The 16,437-nt window shown below is 74.1% G+C and carries 8 protein-coding genes; 1 reads left to right on the forward strand and 7 read right to left on the reverse strand.

Annotated elements, in window-relative coordinates:
- Positions 1–10: 10 nt before the first annotated feature.
- Together WQO_RS04795 and WQO_RS04800 are read right to left on the reverse strand one after the other, a co-directional pair.
- The gene (locus WQO_RS04795) at positions 11–454 is read right to left on the reverse strand and encodes a roadblock/LC7 domain-containing protein (protein WP_010057431.1); all 444 of its coding nucleotides are present in this window, start codon (positions 452–454) and stop codon (positions 11–13) included.
- Positions 451–3,537 carry a sensor histidine kinase gene (locus WQO_RS04800; RefSeq protein WP_058953874.1) on the reverse strand — a complete coding sequence of 1,029 codons (3,087 nt, stop codon included), beginning with the start codon at positions 3,535–3,537 and terminating at the stop codon, positions 451–453. Before WQO_RS04800 ends, WQO_RS04795 begins: the two co-directional genes overlap by 4 nt.
- Before the next feature lie 572 nt (positions 3,538–4,109).
- On the opposite strand from WQO_RS04800, the gene WQO_RS04805 reads away from it, so the two are divergent.
- Entirely contained in the window at positions 4,110–4,463 is a 354-nt protein-coding gene (locus WQO_RS04805; protein ID WP_030722553.1) for a hypothetical protein, read from the forward strand.
- 90 nt (positions 4,464–4,553) lie between these two features.
- Here the strand turns inward: WQO_RS04805 and WQO_RS04810 are convergent, their stop codons facing one another.
- From WQO_RS04810 to WQO_RS04830, 5 genes are all read right to left on the reverse strand, one after another.
- The gene (locus tag WQO_RS04810; protein WP_010057427.1) at positions 4,554–9,410 is read right to left on the reverse strand and encodes a coiled-coil domain-containing protein; all 4,857 of its coding nucleotides are present in this window, start codon (positions 9,408–9,410) and stop codon (positions 4,554–4,556) included.
- Between the two features lie 66 nt (positions 9,411–9,476).
- Positions 9,477–10,463 carry a hypothetical protein gene (locus WQO_RS04815; protein ID WP_010057425.1) on the reverse strand — a complete coding sequence of 329 codons (987 nt, stop codon included), beginning with the start codon at positions 10,461–10,463 and terminating at the stop codon, positions 9,477–9,479.
- A gap of 97 nt (positions 10,464–10,560) precedes the next feature.
- Positions 10,561–12,090 carry a hypothetical protein gene (locus WQO_RS04820; protein WP_010057424.1) on the reverse strand — a complete coding sequence of 510 codons (1,530 nt, stop codon included), beginning with the start codon at positions 12,088–12,090 and terminating at the stop codon, positions 10,561–10,563.
- Positions 12,091–12,135: 45 nt separating this feature from the next.
- On the reverse strand, positions 12,136–15,798 hold the full coding sequence (locus tag WQO_RS04825; RefSeq protein ID WP_010057422.1) for a hydantoinase B/oxoprolinase family protein: 3,663 nt from the start codon (positions 15,796–15,798) through the stop codon (positions 12,136–12,138).
- Between the two features lie 58 nt (positions 15,799–15,856).
- Positions 15,857–16,429 (reverse strand): DUF4240 domain-containing protein, encoded by a 573-nt coding sequence (locus WQO_RS04830; protein ID WP_010057420.1) that lies wholly within the window; start codon positions 16,427–16,429, stop codon positions 15,857–15,859.
- Positions 16,430–16,437 lie beyond the last annotated feature (8 nt).

Below are 16,437 nucleotides of genomic sequence, written 5' to 3' on the forward strand. Positions count from 1 at the left end.
CCCGCCACACTCACCCTCCGGCGGGCGTACCGGTCGTCCGTGGGGCGTTGGCCAGGTGGGCCCCCACGCGCTTGACCATCAGCGTCATCTCGTACGCGACCTGGCCCACGTCGGAGTCGGCGTCGGCCAGCACGGCGAGACAGCTGCCGTCGCCGGCCGCCGTGACGAAGAGGAACGCCTCGTCCAGTTCGACGACGGTCTGGCGCACCCGGCCCGCGTCGAAGTGGTGGCCGACGCCCTTGGCGAGGCTGTGGAACCCGGAGGCGACGGCGGCGAGATGCTCACTGTCCTCGCGGGTCAGGTCCGCCGACGCGCCGGTGGCGAGTCCGTCGCTGGAGAGCACCAGCGCCTTGCGGATGCTGGCGACGCGCTGGACGAGTTCGTCGAGCAGCCAGTTCAGTTCGCCCGAGCCGTGGCGGGCGGGGTTGTGTGCTGCGGCGTTCGGTGCGGTCATCGACCGTCCCCTCCCGGAGTGGTTCCTGGTGCTGTGCCACCGGGGTCGCCGGCGTTCGCGGTGCCCTCGGCGGATTCGGCGGTTTCGGTGGTCGTGGTGGACGCGGTGTTCCCGGTCGTCCCGGTGTGCGCCGCGTTCTCGGTGGTCTCGGCGTTCTCCCGGCGGCCGCGCTGCCAGCCCCGCTGGAGCGAGGCCATACGGTTGCGGACCTCGTCCGCGTCGCGATCGGCGTCGTCGAACGTGTCCACGGGCGCCCGCTGCACCGTGCGCTCCGCCGAGTCCTCACGGAGCTGGCGGGCGAGGCTGGCCTGCCGGACCCGCCGGGGCAGTCCGCCGATGGTCTCGGGCGCCGGCGGGGCGGCCGGCACCGGGGCCTCCTCGCGCCCGGAATCCGGCGTGCGGGGTGGCTCGGGTGCGTGCGACGGCTCGGCCGGGCGGGACGGCCCGGTGGTGCGGGAGGCGTCCGACGTACGGGAGATGCCTGGTGCTCCGCGGTGGGCGGCGGCTCGCACGGTCCAGGGTGCGTCGGCGGTACGGGGCCCGTCGGCCTCCTCGGGGACGCGGTCCGCGGTGTGCGGGACCGGCCCTGTGGCCTTCGCGGGAGGCGTGGTCGCGTCGTCGTCCGCCGCGTCGACCCGGCGGCCCCGGTCGGTGACCAGCGTCGGCGGGGTGCGGCGGGGCAGCGGTACGGGCCCGGCGGGGCGCATCGGGCGGACCTCCGCCGTGGGCTCGTCGCCGTGGTCGCGGGCCTGCTGGTGCTGGTCCCGGTCGGTGTCCCGGCGCGGGCGGGCGCCGGGCTTGTCGCGGCGGGCCTCCCGGTCGCCGTCGCGGCGCACGTCCCGGGCGCGGAAGATGCCGCCGCGCTCGCTCTCGGTGTCCTCCAGATCGGACACGCCGTCCAGGACGGGGCCGAGGGCCGGGTCCAGGGCCGGATCCGGTGAGCGGTCCAGCGGGTCGCCGGCGAAGTCCAGCGGGCCGACCGGGGCTTCCAGCTCGACCGGCCCGTCCAGGACGCCCGGTCCGGTGAGCCCGGTGGGAACCGGCGACAGGACCGCGGACCTGCCGTTGACACGGCGCTCCCCGCCCGGGGCCGTGCCGGGCGCGCCCGGTGCCGTCCCGGGGTTCCGGCCGCTGCCGATGGCGCGCTCGGCCCGGCGGTCCAGGCGGAACCCGGTGCCGTGGGTGTCGGGGGCGTCGGTGAGCAGGGCCGCCGGGATGAAGACGACCGCGGTTGTGCCTCCGTACGGCGATTTCTGCAGGGAGACCCGGACGTTCTGGCGCTGGGCGAGCCGGCTGACGACGAAGAGGCCCAGCCGGTCGGTGTCGGAGAGCTCGAAGTCGGGCGTCTCGGCGAGCCGCAGGTTGGCGTCGAGGAGGACCTCGGGGGCCATGCCGAGACCGCGGTCGTGGATTTCGAGCGTGAAGCCGTTGGAGACGCGTTCGCCGTGCACCTGGACCGCGGTGTGCGGGGGTGAGAAGACGGTGGCGTTCTCCAGGAGTTCGGCGATCAGGTGGGTGAGGTCGGCCACGGCGGGTCCGCCGACGCCGATCCGGGCCAGGCGGCGGACCTCGATGCGTTCGTAGTCCTCGACCTCGGCGACGGCGGCCCGCACCACGTCCATCAGCTGGATGGGCTTGCGCCACTGGCGGGAGGGGGCGGCGCCGGAGAGGATCACGAGTCCTTCGGCGTGCCGCCGCATACGGGTGGTGAGGTGGTCGAGGCGGAACAGGTCGGCCAGTTCGTCGCTGTTCTCGGTGCGGCGTTCCATCGCGTCCAGCAGGGTGAGCTGACGGTGCAGGAGGACCTGGTTGCGGCGGGCGAGGTTGACGAAGACCTCGGAGACGCCGCGCCGCATGTCCGCCTGCTTCACCGCGGCCTCCACGGCGGCCCGCTGGAGGGTGTTGAGCGCCTGGCCGACCTGGCCGATCTCGTCGGGCTCGTAGCTGAGGTGCGGGGCCTCGGTCTCGACGTCGACCTGTTCGCCCGCGGCCAGTCGGCGCATCACGCTCGGCAGCCGGACGCCGGAGACCTCGTGGGCGTCCTTGCGCAGCCGGGAGAGGTCGCGGACGAGTTCACGGCCGATGCGGACGGAGACGAAGATCGAGACGATCAGGGCCAGGAATCCGAGGATCCCGGCGATCCCGGCCTGGGCGAGGACCCGGTAGGCGGCCGGTTCGGCACGGTCCTGGAAACGGTTGCCCATCTCCGTGGAGTCGCCCGCCAGCCGGTCGAGGACGGGCACGGCCGCCTCTTCCCAGCGCTCGGCGTCGACGGCGCCGGGGCGCTTCGTCGGCCCGGCCTCGATCAGCGCGTCCTCGGTGGTGCGCAGCGGTTCGGTGTCGGGGCTGCCCCAGAACTGCTCGACGCGACGGCGTTCGGCGGCGGGGAGGTTCTCCAGGCTGACCTCGTAGAGCAGCTCGCGCTGCGCCACGAGGCCGGATATCTGCCGCAGTTCGGCGGTGGTGAACCGGCCGGCGATGAGGCCGGAGGCGATGAGCGCGTCCTGGCGCGAGAGCATCTCGCGGGCCCGGGAGATGCCGACCAGGGCCCGCATCTGCTTGTCCATCGAGACGTTCTGGAGGGTGTGGAGGCCGTTGAGGAAGCGGTACGAGGGGTCGACGAGGCCGTTGTAGAAGTCCAGTGCCTTGGCCCGGCTGATGGTGCGCTTCTCGACCGATTCGCGCAGCGCCTCCAGTCCGTCGACAGCGCTCAGGATCGCGTCCAGGCGGCTGCTGTCGGCTGCGCTCAGCGAGTCCCGGACGTCCTGTTCCCGGGCGTTCTCCCTGACTTCGCCCACGATGCGGTCGGTGGCGGCGCGTTGGCCCATGAGGACGGGGAGCGCGTCGGAGGCACGGGGGTCGGCGAGGAAGACCAGGGTCTGCCGCCGCTCGTCCTGGACGGCGCGGACGGCGTCCTCCAGGGGTTCGCTCACCTTCTCCACGATGGATCCGGCGCTCATCAGTTCGTCGGCCTGACGGCCGGTGATGTAGGTGGCGAAGACCCAGAGGCCCGTGAGGGAGACGAGCGGCACCAGCAGCAACGCCACGATCTTCCTGCGGATGGACTTCCCGCGAAAGCGCATGGCCTCCCCCAGATCGGCCCCGCACGGCGGCTGCGGGGATCGCCCCCGCGCGTTGCTGCGCGGGTTGTCTTCTCCGTCAATAAACGGCGCGAGCCTACTACTGACACAGAGACAACTCGAAGACACGTCCGGATGATTTTCAGCCGTCCACCTTGGAGTTGATCATGAGTTGTCCCCATTTTCCCGGAGATGAAATTCGCGAAAGCGACAGAGAGTACCGGCCGGGCTCCTCAGCACCGGCACGTCTCAGTTGGCTGGAATTCTTCGCTCCGTGACCTTCTGTGCCCTGCGCGTGGTTTTTCAGGGGAATCTTCGGGACGGGTGGTTCGTCCATATGTACGGGGTAGGCGCACGGTGGGGTCGTGCGCGGCAGGACGGACGTGTTGCGCCCGCGTAGAACCGGCGCAAGCCGGGCAGCCACCCTGAAGTCGGACAGTGGCGGGGAGTTGAAGACCTTGAGTACGCAGGAACGCGGGGGCGCCGGAGCATCGGCTGCCGCGCGGACGGAAGCCGCGGAGGGGGCACGGGTCCCGCGGCAGTTGTGGGTGGAGGAGCCGGCCTCGAAGCGGCGGATGCCCGACGCGGTGCGGACGGCCGCCGTGCGCGCCGTTCTGATCATGTCGGTGACGATCATCCAGGCGATGGTCGCCTTCCTGAGCACGTTGACCGGCTCCTGGCTGGCCTTCCCGATGGTGCTCAGCAGTGTGGCCAGCACGGTGGTCGCCACCTGGGCGGTGCTCGACGTCTGGGTCACCCGGCAGGTGTGGAACCAGCGCAACGGCGTGGTGTCGGTGCCGAGCAGCACCGCCCGTCAGATACGCCGTGAGCGGCGCCGGTCGCGCCGGGCCGAGCGGGCGGCCGAGCGGGACGGCACGGGCGGTGGCATAGGCGGCCGCCGGAGGACCGGCGACCTCTCCCGCGCCTGACGGGCACCGCCGCCGCCCGCGCCCACGCCGGAACGACCGGCGGCCGTTGCCGGCCCGGCGGGCCACCGTCGGCTGCTCCCGGCCCGGCGGTTACGCCTCGGGCTCCGGGGCGGCCGGGGGCTCCGGGGCCGCCGAGGGCTCGGTCGTGGTCGCCGGGGGCTCGGGGGTGGTCGCCGGGGGCTCGGGGGTGGTCTGCTCGTTCCGCTTGAACATCCGGGTCGCCGTGATCTCGCCGTGGACCGTCTCGCCCTCCGGGTCCTGCTGCGGCAGGCCGGGCCGCAGATGCTCCTCCACGCTGATGTACTTCAGCCCGGCCCTCAGGTCGGCGTCGTTGCGCAGCCGGATGACGAGGGGGAATTCGGCGAGCGCGGTCGTGTCGAACAGGCCGGTGGTGTACAGGAGTTGGACGCCCAGCGCGTCCGAAACGGCCCGCTGGAGCTCCAGCAGATAGGTGGCGTTGGCGCGGCCGATCGGGTTGTCGAGGAACAGGGTGCCCGCGTGCCGGTGGCGGTCGCGGCCCCGGTCGTTGCTGCGCAGGGCCGCCATCGTGCAGTAGAGGGCGATGGCGGCGGTGAGCAGCTGGCCTCCGGAGAAGACGTCGCCCATCTGCCCGACCGGGACGCGCTCGGCGCGCAGCACGGCGTCCGGCTTCAGGATCTCCACCGCGATGCCCTTGGGCCGCAGGGCCGCCTCGACACCCCGCAGCAGCAGGGACATGCCGTCCCGGCGCAGATCGGAGTTCTTCTTGAGGGCGGCGCTGGTGGCCTCGTCGATGACCTCTCCGAGGCGTTCGGTGAGGGTGGCCTGGTCGGGTTCCTCGAAGCGGATCCGGAGGAATTCCTGACCCGACCACTCCCCCAGTCCTTCGGGGAGCTGGGAGAGCCGCTGGGCGGAGCGCAGGGTGGTGAGCGCCGACTCGACAAGTCCGCGCAGCCGGTCGACGATCGAGTCGCGGTTGCGCTCCAGCTGGACCAGCTCGTCGGTGAGGACACGCAGCCGGGGGGCGAAGGCGTCGGCCCACTTCTGGGCGTGCTCGGGCAGCGCGGAGGCGGGCAGTTCGCGGATCTGCTGACGGGCGGGGGTACGGACCTGTTCGTACCGGGTGGAGTTGGCGTGCCGGACGAGGATGTCACTCGCTTCCCTCACGGCGCTCTCGGCAGCCGAGAGGTCGGCGTTGCAGCCGCGCAGGGAGCGCCGGGACTCGGCCGCGGACTGCCGGGCCTCCTCCAGACTGCCGGGGTACGGGTCGGGGTCCTCGGTGCGCTCCTCCACGCCGTGGTCGCGCAGGAGGTCCCGCAGGAGGGCCGCGGTCTCGTCGAAGCCGCCGGCGGAGTCCTCGGCGGTGCGGTGGGCGTGCAGCAGCTCGCTGTGGGCGGCGCGGGCGGTGTCCAGGGTGGCGGTGGCGTCGGCCAGTTCGGCATTGGCGGTACGCAGGAGGGCCTGGGCCCCTTCGGCGTCGGCCGGGACCAGGCCGTCCGGCAGCTCGGTGTGGTGGGGGCGTTCGTCCTCGGGGGCGAGCCGTTCGGCCTCGCCGCGCAGCCGTCCCAGGTGCTCGCTGGCCGTGGAGGCGCGGGTCTCCAGGAGCTGGACGTGTGCTTCGGCGCGGGCGGCGGCGGCCTGGCGGGACGGGCCGTCGGCTCCGTCGGTGCCCTCCAGGAGCTGGGCGGCGCGGGTGCGGACCTTGTTGGTGAGGCGGTCCAGCTCGGCCAGGGCGGCGCTCTCGTCGCTCTCGGCGCGGGCCTGTTCGGCGCGCAGGTCGGCGCCGACGCCGACCTTCTCGTACAGCTGGGACGCGGCCCGGTAGGCCTCGCGCAGGGTGGGCAGGGCGGTACGGGCCTTCGACCCGTCCTCCTCGGGGAGGACTTCGGGGACACCGGCGATCTCGGCACGCTCGGCCCGCAGGGCGCGGGCGGTGCGGCGGGCGTCGTCCCCGGCGCGCTGGGCGGCGCGGCGGTCCTCGTCGGCGGCGCGGGCGAGGTCGAGGCAGACGGCTGCGCGGGCCTCGGACTCGGCGGCCTCGTCGACCAGTTCGCGCAGTCGGGCCTGCCAGCCGGAGCGCTCGCGGAGCCGGTGGGCGAGTCCCGCGAGGGCGTCGGCGGCGCGGCGGGCCCGCTGAGCGGCCTCCTGGCGGTCGTCGCGGACCCGGGCGGTGTCGGCGGCGGCCTCGTCGGCCTCGGCACGGGCGGTGCGGGCCTCGGCGAGGACGGCTTCGGCGCTCTCGGCTGCCGTACGGGCGGTGGCGGCGGCCTCGGCCAGTTCGGCGAGCATGCCGGGCGGGCAGTCGGCACGCCAGGAGCCGATCCGGGAGGCGAGGGCGCGGTCGCCGGAGAGGCGGGCGGCCAGCGTCCGGATGTCCTCGTCGCGGGCGGCGGCACGGCTGCGCAGCGCGTGGCGCTCCTCGTCGGCGGCGTGTTCGTCGTGCATGGCCGGGTTCGGCGGGACGAGGAAGACGCCGTCGCTCGCGGACTCGGAGCCGGTGCCGGGGGCCGGGACGGGGGCGAGGAGAGCGGCGGCGGTACCGACGGCGACGGCCGATCGGGGCAGCAGGGCGGCCCCGGCGAGGACTTCACGGGCGCGGGTGTGGGCGTCGGGGTCGGTGATGACGACGCCGTCGACCAGTTCGGGGCGGGCGGCGAGGACGGCGGCGTGGTCGGCCGGGTCGACGGCCTGTGCGAGGTAACGCCAGCCGGGCAGGGCGGGGATGCCGTGCTCGCCGAGATATTCGACGGTGGCCAGGACGTCGGGGCCCGGCGGCAGCAGCCCGCCCTCGCCGAGCGCGCCGAGGATGCGGGCGTCGTCGGCGGCGGCGGTGCGCAGGTCGAAGAGGCGGCGTTCGGCGGCGGCGACGGACTGGTCGAGGAGGTCGCGCAGTTCGTCGGCGCTGCGGTCGAACTCCTCGGCGGTCAGGGGCTGCTGGGCGGTGGGCTGGTCGGCGAGGGCGACGGCGCGGTCCGGGGAGGCGTCGGGCGCGGTGCCCGTGCCGTCGCTCCGGTGGCCGGTCGTCGTGGTGTCGTCGCCGGTGGTCGTGGTGCGGGCGGTGCCCTGGTCCTGGCCCGGCGTCTCGTCGCCGGACTCCCGGCGGGGGTGCGGGACGCCGGTGCCCGAGGGCAGGCCGAGCAGGTCCGCGAGGCGGGGGTCGGCGGCGATGGACGCGGCGGCCAGGTACTCGTCCTCGTAGGCCCGCTCCGCGGCCTTGGCACCGTCGGCGGCGCGGGCGGCGGCCAGTTCGGCGCGGCTCTCGGCTGCGGCCGCCTCGCGGGCGGTGTCGGCGGCGGAGCGGGCGGCTTCGCGGGCGGTGTCCCAGGCGGCGACGGCGGACTGTTCGGCGTCGCTGGCGGCGAGGGCCGCGCGGGCGGGGTCGGCGTCGGGCGCGGTGTCGTCGAGCCAGCCGGCCCGGACGGCTTCGGCGGTCTCCTGGCCGACCTCGGCGAGGCGCTGACGCAGGTGTCCGGCCTCGCTGCGGGCGCGCTGGGCCTCGGTGGCGGCGACCGTGGCGTCGCGGTGGGCGCGTTCGCCGGTGGCCTGGAGGGTGTCGGAGCGCTCCTCCTCCTCGTTGGCGAGGCGTTCGCCCTCCTCGGCGGCCTTGTGCAGGGCGCGGACGAGGTCGGTGGCGGCGGCGGAGCGGGCGGCGAGGGCGGGGGCGGCGTCGCGTTCGGCCTCGCGGATGGCGGCGGCGACCCTGGCCGAGCGGTCGGCGGCGGCGCGGTGGCGCAGGACGGCTTCGGCGGCCTGCCAGGCTGCGTGCAGGGTGCGGGCCTCGACCAGCTCCTTACGTCCGGCGGCGGCGCTCTTCTCGGCCGCGGTGAGGGCCAGTGAGGCGTGCCGGTAGGCCAGTTCGGCGGCGATCAGGGCGCGGCGGCCCCGGGTGGACTCGGCTTCGGTGACGGTGTGGGCGGCGGCGGTGACGCGTTCGGCCAGCTCGGCGGTGCGCCCGCGCTCCTCGGCGGCGCGGGCGGAGAGCCGGCGGGCCAGGGTGCGGGTGCGTCGTTCGGCCCCGGCGTGGATGTCGCGGGCCCGGGTGCGAGTGTCGGTGGCCTCGACGATCCGGCCGAGGAGGTCGACGGAGCCCGCGGTGAAATCGCGTTCGGCGGTCAGCTCGGCGCGCCGGCCCAGTTTGTTGCCGAAGCCGCTGACCAGGTCGGCGAGGCCGTCGGTGTCGCGGGTGTCGGTGACGGCGCGGAGCAGGAGGTCGGTGAAGTCGGAGTCCTTCTTCACCGCGAAGAGGCCGGCGGCCTCGCCCTCGTCGGCGTTCATCTCGCGCTGGTAGCGGAAGAGTTCGGGGTCGAGGCCGAGGTCGCCGAGGTGTTCGTTCCAGCGGTCGTGGATCTCTTCCCAGTGCACGTCGAGGTGCGCGTAGAACTTGCCCGCGTCCATCAGCGCGTCGCGGAAGCCCTTCATGGTGCGCCGCCTGCCACGGGCGCCGGAGACGCCTTCGGCGGGGCGGCCCACGGCGGAGGCCTCGGCGACGGGCAGGCTGTCCAGGCTGAGCCCGGGGCCTGGACGGAACGAATACCAGGCTTCGGCGAACTTGCGCGGGTCGTTGGAGACCTGGCGGCCCCGCCATTCACTGACCTTGCCCACGACGACGCACTCACCGGTGAGGGTGTGCTGCCACTCCAGGGCGACGTGCCCGCAGTCGTCGGCGAGGAGGAACTTGCGCAGCACGCCGGAGCTGGCCCCACCGAGGGTGTTGCGGTGGCCGGGGAGCATCACGGAGAAGATCAGCTTGAGCAGGACGGACTTGCCGCCGCCGTTCTCCAGGAAGAGGACGCCCGCGGGCGCGGGGCGGCGGGGCGGGCCGACCGGCTCGTCCTCGAAGAACTCCGCCTGGGCGGGGGCGGGGTTGGGGACGGGTGCGCCGACGCCGCGCAGGTCGAGGACGGTGTCGGCGTAGCGCGCACCGGCAGGCCCGATGGAGTAGAGGCGGACCCGGGACAACTCGTACATGGCGGCGGACTCTCGTCGTTCGGTGAGCGGGGGTGGTGCGGCGGGGGGTGTGCGGGTCGGTCGGGGTCAGGAGTGGAAGGGCAGGCCCGCGTCGGCGGCCAGCTCCACGCTGTCGGGGTCGGGCGGCGGCAGCAGGGTGGCGGAGCCGTCGGTGACGGGGACGACGCCGAGCTCCAGCAGTTCGGCCATGGCGGCGCTGCCCGCCAGGTCACGGACCTGGAGCTGGTAGCGGGCGGTGGTGCGGTAGGCGCCGCCCGCGTCGTCGCCGGTGCGCTGGAGGAAGCCGGAGTCGGTGAGGAAGGCGACGGCCTTGCCGATGATGCCGGTGGTGGATCCGGCGAGCCGACGGGCGTCCTTGGTGGCGCCGGTGGCGCTGCGGCGGGCGTAGATCCGCCAGCCGGCTTCGAGCCCGGGGGCGTCGCTGGCGGGGTCGGTGTTGTCGCCCTGCTCCTCGGCGCGCTCCTCCAGCCGTCGGCAGGCCTGGCGTACGAAGGCGTCGACGCCGTTGACCGTGATGCGGCCGATGTACGCGTCGTCGGCGAGGTCCTCGGGACGGGGGAAGGCGAGGGCGGCGACGGCGAGGTGGGCGAGGCCGTGCAGGAAGCGGTCGGCGGCGTCGGAGGAGGCGCGGCGGGCGTAGTCGCCCATGCGGACGGCGAAGACGGAGTCCTCGCCCGCCGTGACGGCCATCCCGGCGCGCGGGGAGACCTCCAGGACGACGAGGCCGAGGCCGGTGGCGACGGCGTCGGCGAGCCGGGCGAAGGCGCTCTCCTCCCGGTAGCGCCGCAGGAGGTCGGCGTACTCGGCGTCGCGGGCGGGCAGCAGCTTGGGCTGGAGCCCGAAGGAGACGAGCCGGGCGGCGTCGGCGGCGTCGGCCGGGGTGACGGGGGTCGGTCCGGCGGGCTCGGCGGTGTGCGGAGAGCTGGTGTGCGGAGAGCTGTGCGCGGAGTCGGGCCCGTACGCCGTGGAGGGAGCCCCGTACGTCGTGGCGGGGCCGGCGTGCGCGGAGGGCTCGGTCCACGCGTCGGGGTGCTCGGCGTCGTGGTCGCTCACGGCTGGGACTCCTCGGTACGGAAAGGGTGGTGCAGGTGGGGGGAACAGGCGGCGGGGCCGGTAGCGGTGGGAACGGCGGCGGAGGGCGCGGGGCCGGTCACGAGGCCTCCTGGCGGTCGGCGGCCATCCCGACGGCGTCCAGCAGCGCGGTGCCCACGATGAGGTCGGCGCCGCCGAACTCGGGGTCGTCCAGCTCCGCTCCGTCGTCCACGGCGAAGAGCAGGCGCCGCTCGCCCTGTCGGTAGGCAGTGCCGACGGGCGGGCTGGCGGCGTGGACGGCGAGCAGGGCGACCAGGTACGGCAGGTCGGTGTCGCCGGTGCGGCGGGCCTCGGCGAGCAGTCCGGAGAGCCGGCGCGGGGCGTCGTGCTCCAGGTCGAGAAGGATCATGGCCCGGGCGAGCTGCTCCTCACTGAACCGGCTGTCGTCGGGGGTGGCGATCAGATCGGGCTCGGGCATCTCCGCGCCCAGGTGCTCCCGCTCCAGGGGCGGGGTGAGCAGCAGGTCGACCAGGTCCCCGATCCGTACGGAGGTGGGGGTGCGCAGTCCGGTGCCGTGGGCGAAGAAGGCGTCGGTGGCCCGGGTGGACTGCTCGACGGGGAGCGGGAGGAGCGGGGCGAGGAGCTGCCCGTACAGATCGAGGCCCACGTGGGGGGCGGGCGGGGCGAAGGCCTGCCGGTCCTGCTCGGCGCGGAAGAGGGGGCCCGCCTCCAGCAGCCGTGACTGGAGCTGGGTGTGGCGGCGGATGCAGTCCTTGACGATGTCGACGAGCTCGGCGGCCCGGCGCTTGTGCTCGGGGTCCTCGGCCTCGTCGCGGGCCTTGCGGATGTTGGTGAGGATCGCGTTCTCGTGGCGGTAGCGGTCGGCCACGTGGTCGAGGGCCTCGGCGATCATGTCCGGGACGGTGTGGAGCCAGTCGACGGCGCGGACGTTGCGCCGGGTGGCCTCCAGGGTGCGGCGCAGGGTCTCGGCGTACTGCACGGTGCGGTAGCGGGCCTGTTCGGCGGCGAGCTGGGCGTCGGCGAGGCGGCCCCGGCTGATGAGGACCTCCAGCTTGACCTCGGCGGCGATCTGGGCGCTGGTGACATCGGTGTCCAGCGCGCCGACGAGGACGTTGACCGCTTCGTCGGTGGCGCGGAGGTAGACCGTCCCGCCGTAGCCGGGGACCTCTTCGATCAGCTTGAAGTCGTAGTCGCGGCGGACGTAGACCCCGTCGGTGTTGAAGGTGCCGTAGACCGCGCGGAAGCCCCGGTCGACACTGCCGACGTTGATCAGGTTCTCCAGGACCCAGCGGGCGACCCGTTCGTGCTCGGCGACGGGGCGGCCGGGGGCCTGGGCGGCGACGCGCGGCAGCAGCCTGGCCAGTATCTGGTCGTGGTCGGCCCCGGTGTCGAAGTCCATGTTGAGCGTGACGTGGTCGATCGCGGCGAGGGCGACCTCCGCCATGGCGTACACCGTGTACTCGCCGGCCAGATTCGCCTTGCGGACGTCCAGGTCGTGCAGCGGCGCCGTGCACGCCAGCGCGCGCAGCCGCCGCGAGAGCCCCTCGTCGGCGGCGGGCCCCGGGGCAGGCCGCGGCCCCGCGCTGAGCTGCGGCGCAGTGGTGTCCGTGTTGGCAGGCGAAGTCACGTGGGACAGATTAGGTCCTCGCACTGACAACGGTCGAAACGGCGTTTATGCGACCGGTCCCGTACGGGGAGGCGACGCCCCTGCGGGGCCGTATCCCCCGCCGCCCGGTGTGCGCACCACGAGCACATCTCCGGCCTCCAGTTCGGCGGTGTCGCAGCCCTCCAGCGGGACCGCCTCGCCGCCCGCCCGCTCGATGTACTGCTCCCCGAGCGCTCCCGGCTCCCCGCCGTCCGCTCCGTACGGCGGGACGCGGCGGTGGCCGGAGAGCAGGGCGATCGTGACGGGTTCCAGGAAGCGGATGCGGCGCTCGACGCCGTGGCCGCCGTGCCACCGGCCCGCTCCCCCGCCGTCCTCCCGTACGGCGAAGGACTCCAGGCGGACCGGAAGCCGCCACTCCAGGATCTCGGGGTCGGTGAGCCGGGAGTTGGTCATATGGGTTTGTACGGCGTCGGCGCCGTCGAAGCCGTCCCCCGCTCCGGAGCCGCTGGCGATCGTCTCGTAGTACTGGACGTGGTCGTTGCCGAAGGTGAGGTTGTTCATGGTCCCCGAGCCCTCGGCCTGGCCGCCGATCGCCCCGTACAGGGCTCCGGTGACCGCCTGGGAGGTCTCCACGTTGCCCGCGACGGTCGCCGCCGGATAGCTGGGGTCGAGCATGGAGCCGGCCGGAATGGTCACGTCCAGGGGCTCGAGGCAGCCGCTGTTGAGCGGGATGTCCGCTCCGACGAGGGTGCGGAAGACGTAGAGGACGGCGGCCATGACGACCGAGCGGGGCGCGTTGGCGTTGCCGGGCTGCTGGGGGGAGGTTCCGGTGAAGTCGAGGTGGGCGCTGCGGGCGTCCCGGTCCACGGTGAGGCGGACCTGGATCACGGCCCCGCTGTCGGTCTCGTAGCGGCAGTGGCCGTCACGCAGTCCGGCGACGATGCGGCGTACGGACTCCTCAGCGTTGTCCTGGACGTGCCCCATGTAGGCGTCCACGACGTCGGCCCCGAACTGGTCGGTCATCCGCCGCAGTTCGGCGATGCCCTTCTCGTTGGCTGCGATCTGGGCGCGCAGGTCGGCGAGGTTGGTGTCCGGGGAGCGGGAGGGGTACGGGGCGGAGGCGAGCAGGTCCCGGGTCTCCTCCTCGCGCAGCCGGCCGTCGCGGACGAGCAGCCAGTTGTCGAAGAGGACGCCCTCCTCGTGGATCGTCCGGCTGAAGGCGGGCATGGAGCCGGGGGTGATGCCGCCGATCTCGGCGTGGTGGCCGCGCGAGGCGACCAGGAACCGGAGCTTCCCCTCGTCGAAGACGGGCGTGACCACGGTGACGTCGGGCAGGTGGGTGCCGCCGTGGTACGGGTCGTTGACGGCGTACACGTCGCCGGGGCTCAGGGTGCCCTCGTTCCGCCGGAGCACCTCCTTGATGGACTCCCCCATGGAGCCGAGATGGACCGGGATGTGCGGGGCGTTGGCGATCAGGTTGCCCTCGGCGTCGAACAGGGCGCAGGAGAAGTCGAGGCGTTCCTTGATGTTGACGGAGTGGGCGGTGTTCTCCAGCCGGACGCCCATCTGCTCGGCGATCGACATGAAGAGGCTGTTGAAGACCTCCAGCAGCACGGGGTCCACGCGGGTGCCGACGGCGGTGCGTTCGGGGCGGGGCGTGCTACGGGTGAGGACGAGATGTCCGGTGGGAGCCGCTTCGGCCTGCCAGCCGGGGTCGACGACGGTGGTGGCGTCGTCCTCGGCGACGATCGCGGGCCCGGTGACGGTGGCGCCGACGGGCAGATCCGCCCGCCGGTGGAGCGGGGCGCGCTGCCACCGCTCCTCGGCGTACAGGTCCACGGTGTCGGCCGGGGGCGGCGGGGCGTTGTGGGAGTCGGGGCCGGAGCCGGTGGCGGGCGCGCTGCCGTTGGTCGCGTCGGCGGTCCCCGTGGTGTCCGTGACCCCGGTCGCCCCGGTGGCTTCCACCGAGACCGTCTCGACGACGACGGGCTTGTCCATCGTGAAGCCGAACCGGGCCCGGTGGGCGGCCGCGAACGCCTCGGCCATGGCGGCCTCCGTGTCCAGGACCACCGGAAGCGCCGCGTCCGTCCCCGCGTACCGCAGCAGGATCCGGGCCCGGGTGGTGATCGCGGAGTCGGGCACTCCGTCGGCGCGCAGGGCTTCGCGGGTGCGGTCGGCCAGTGCGGCGCAGAGCCGCTCGACCCGCTCCCGGCAGGCCGCGTCGAGCTGTTCCTCCACCGACTGTTCGCGCATCGCCGTCGCGTCGGCCAGGCCGATGCCGTACGCGGAGAGCACCCCGGCGAGCGGGGGTACGAGCACGGTGTCGATCCCCAGCGCGTCGGCGACCGCGCAGACGTGCTGGCCGCCCGCGCCGCCGAAACCGGTCAGCGCGTAGCGGGTGACGTCGTGGCCGCGCTGCACGGAGATCTTCTTGACCGCGTTGGCCATGTTGAGCACGGCGATCTCCAGGAAGCCCGTCGCCACCTCCGCCTCGTCCGGCCGCCGTCCGGTGGCTTGCCCCACCTCGTCGGCGAGCTCGGTGAACCGCTCGCGTACGCGGTCGGCGTCGAGCGGAAGGTCGCCGTCCGTCCCGAAGACGGCCGGGAAGTGGGCGGGCTGGACGCGGCCGAGCATCACGTTGGCGTCGGTGACGGTGAGGGGGCCGCCCCGGCGGTAGCAGGCGGGGCCGGGGTCGGCGCCCGCCGAGTCGGGGCCGACGCGGTAGCGACTGCCGTCGAAGTGCAGGACCGAGCCGCCGCCGGCCGCGACGGTGTGGATGCTCATCATCGGGGCGCGCATCCGGACCCCGGCGACCTGGGTTCCCCGTTCGCGTTCGAACTCCCCGGCGTAGTGCGACACATCGGTGGAGGTACCGCCCATGTCGAAGCCGATGACCCGGTCGTGGCCGGCCTGCTGCGAGGTGCGGACCATGCCGACGACGCCGCCGGCCGGTCCGGAGAGGACGGCGTCCTTGCCCCGGAAGCGGGCGGCTTCGCGCAGGCCGCCGTTGGACTGGAGGAACATCAGCCGGATGCCGTCGAGGCGGGCGGCGACCTCGTCGACGTACCGGCCGAGGACGGGTGAGAGGTAGGCGTCGACGACCGTGGTGTCGCCCCGGGGGACGAGCCTGATCAGCGGGCTGACCTCGTGGGAGCTGCTGACCTGGGTGAAGCCCGCTTCCCGGGCCGCCTCGGCGACGGCCCGTTCGTGGGCGGGGTGGCGGTAGCCGTGCATCAGGACGACGGCGGCGCTGCGCAGTCCCCCGGCGTGGGCGGCACGCAGCTGTTCGCGTACGGAGCCGAGCTCCAGGGGCCGTACGGTGCGGCCGTGGGCGTCGATACGTTCGGGGACCTCGATCACGCGCTCGTGGACGGATTCGGGCAGGACGATGTGCCGGTCGAAGAGGCGCGGCCGGTTCTGGTACGCGATCCGCAGCGCGTCCCGGAAGCCCTCGGTGATCAGCAGGACGGTCGGTTCGCCCCGCCGCTCCAGCAGGGCGTTGGTGGCGACGGTGGTGCCCATCCGGACGGCGGCGACCCGGTCGGCGGGCACCGGTTCGCCGGGGTCCAGGCCGAGGAGCAGCCGGATTCCTGCGACGGCCGCGTCGTCGTAGCGGCCGGGGTCGTGGGAGAGGAGCTTGCGGGTGATGAGCCGGCCGTCGGGGCGGCGACCCACGATGTCGGTGAAGGTGCCGCCCCGGTCGATCCAGAACTCCCAGCGTCCGGTCATGGCGCCATTCTGTGCCCGCGCCCATGACCTCGCAGGAGCGGAAGTCCTGGCGGGGCTCTCAGTCCAGGAAGAGCGCGGCCAGCCGGGGCAGCTGCCTGCGGTTCGCCTCGTCGTCCTCGGCGTCCCAGCTCTCGCCCGCCGGTGCCGCCGGGCGTATCCGCTCGCGCAGCGCCGCCTCCACCGCGGCGTCGAGCGAGTCGGTCTCGCCCCGGACGCGCCGGTAGGCCTCGGTCACCGGGACGCTCAGCGACTCGTATCCGATCCAGCCCCGCTCGCCGCGGCCCATCCGGACCACCACCGGCAAGGCGGCCAGCGAATCGGGGTCGGCGACCGCCCGGGTGAAGGTCTCCCGCCCGAGCAGGGCGAGCCCGTCGCGGAAGTCCATGAAGCCGTCGTCGCCGCAGCCGCCCTCGATCAGGTAGGCCGCGTTCCAGAGGGGCCACCGGCAGGCGGAATCGGTCACCCCGACCGCCGTGACGGCGAACGCCGCTATCCGCTCCGGCTCCAGGGCGGCGAGCACGTCCGTCAGCGCGACCGGCAGCGGATCGTCGGGCGCGTCCCGGTCGTCCGCCCGGTCCCCGACCGCCTCACGAGCCCGTTCGACGAGCCCCCACCACTCGTTGCTGTCCATGGTGAAAA

This window comes from Streptomyces globisporus C-1027, assembly GCF_000261345.2.
GTDB classification, from domain to species: Bacteria; Actinomycetota; Actinomycetes; order Streptomycetales; family Streptomycetaceae; genus Streptomyces; species Streptomyces pakalii.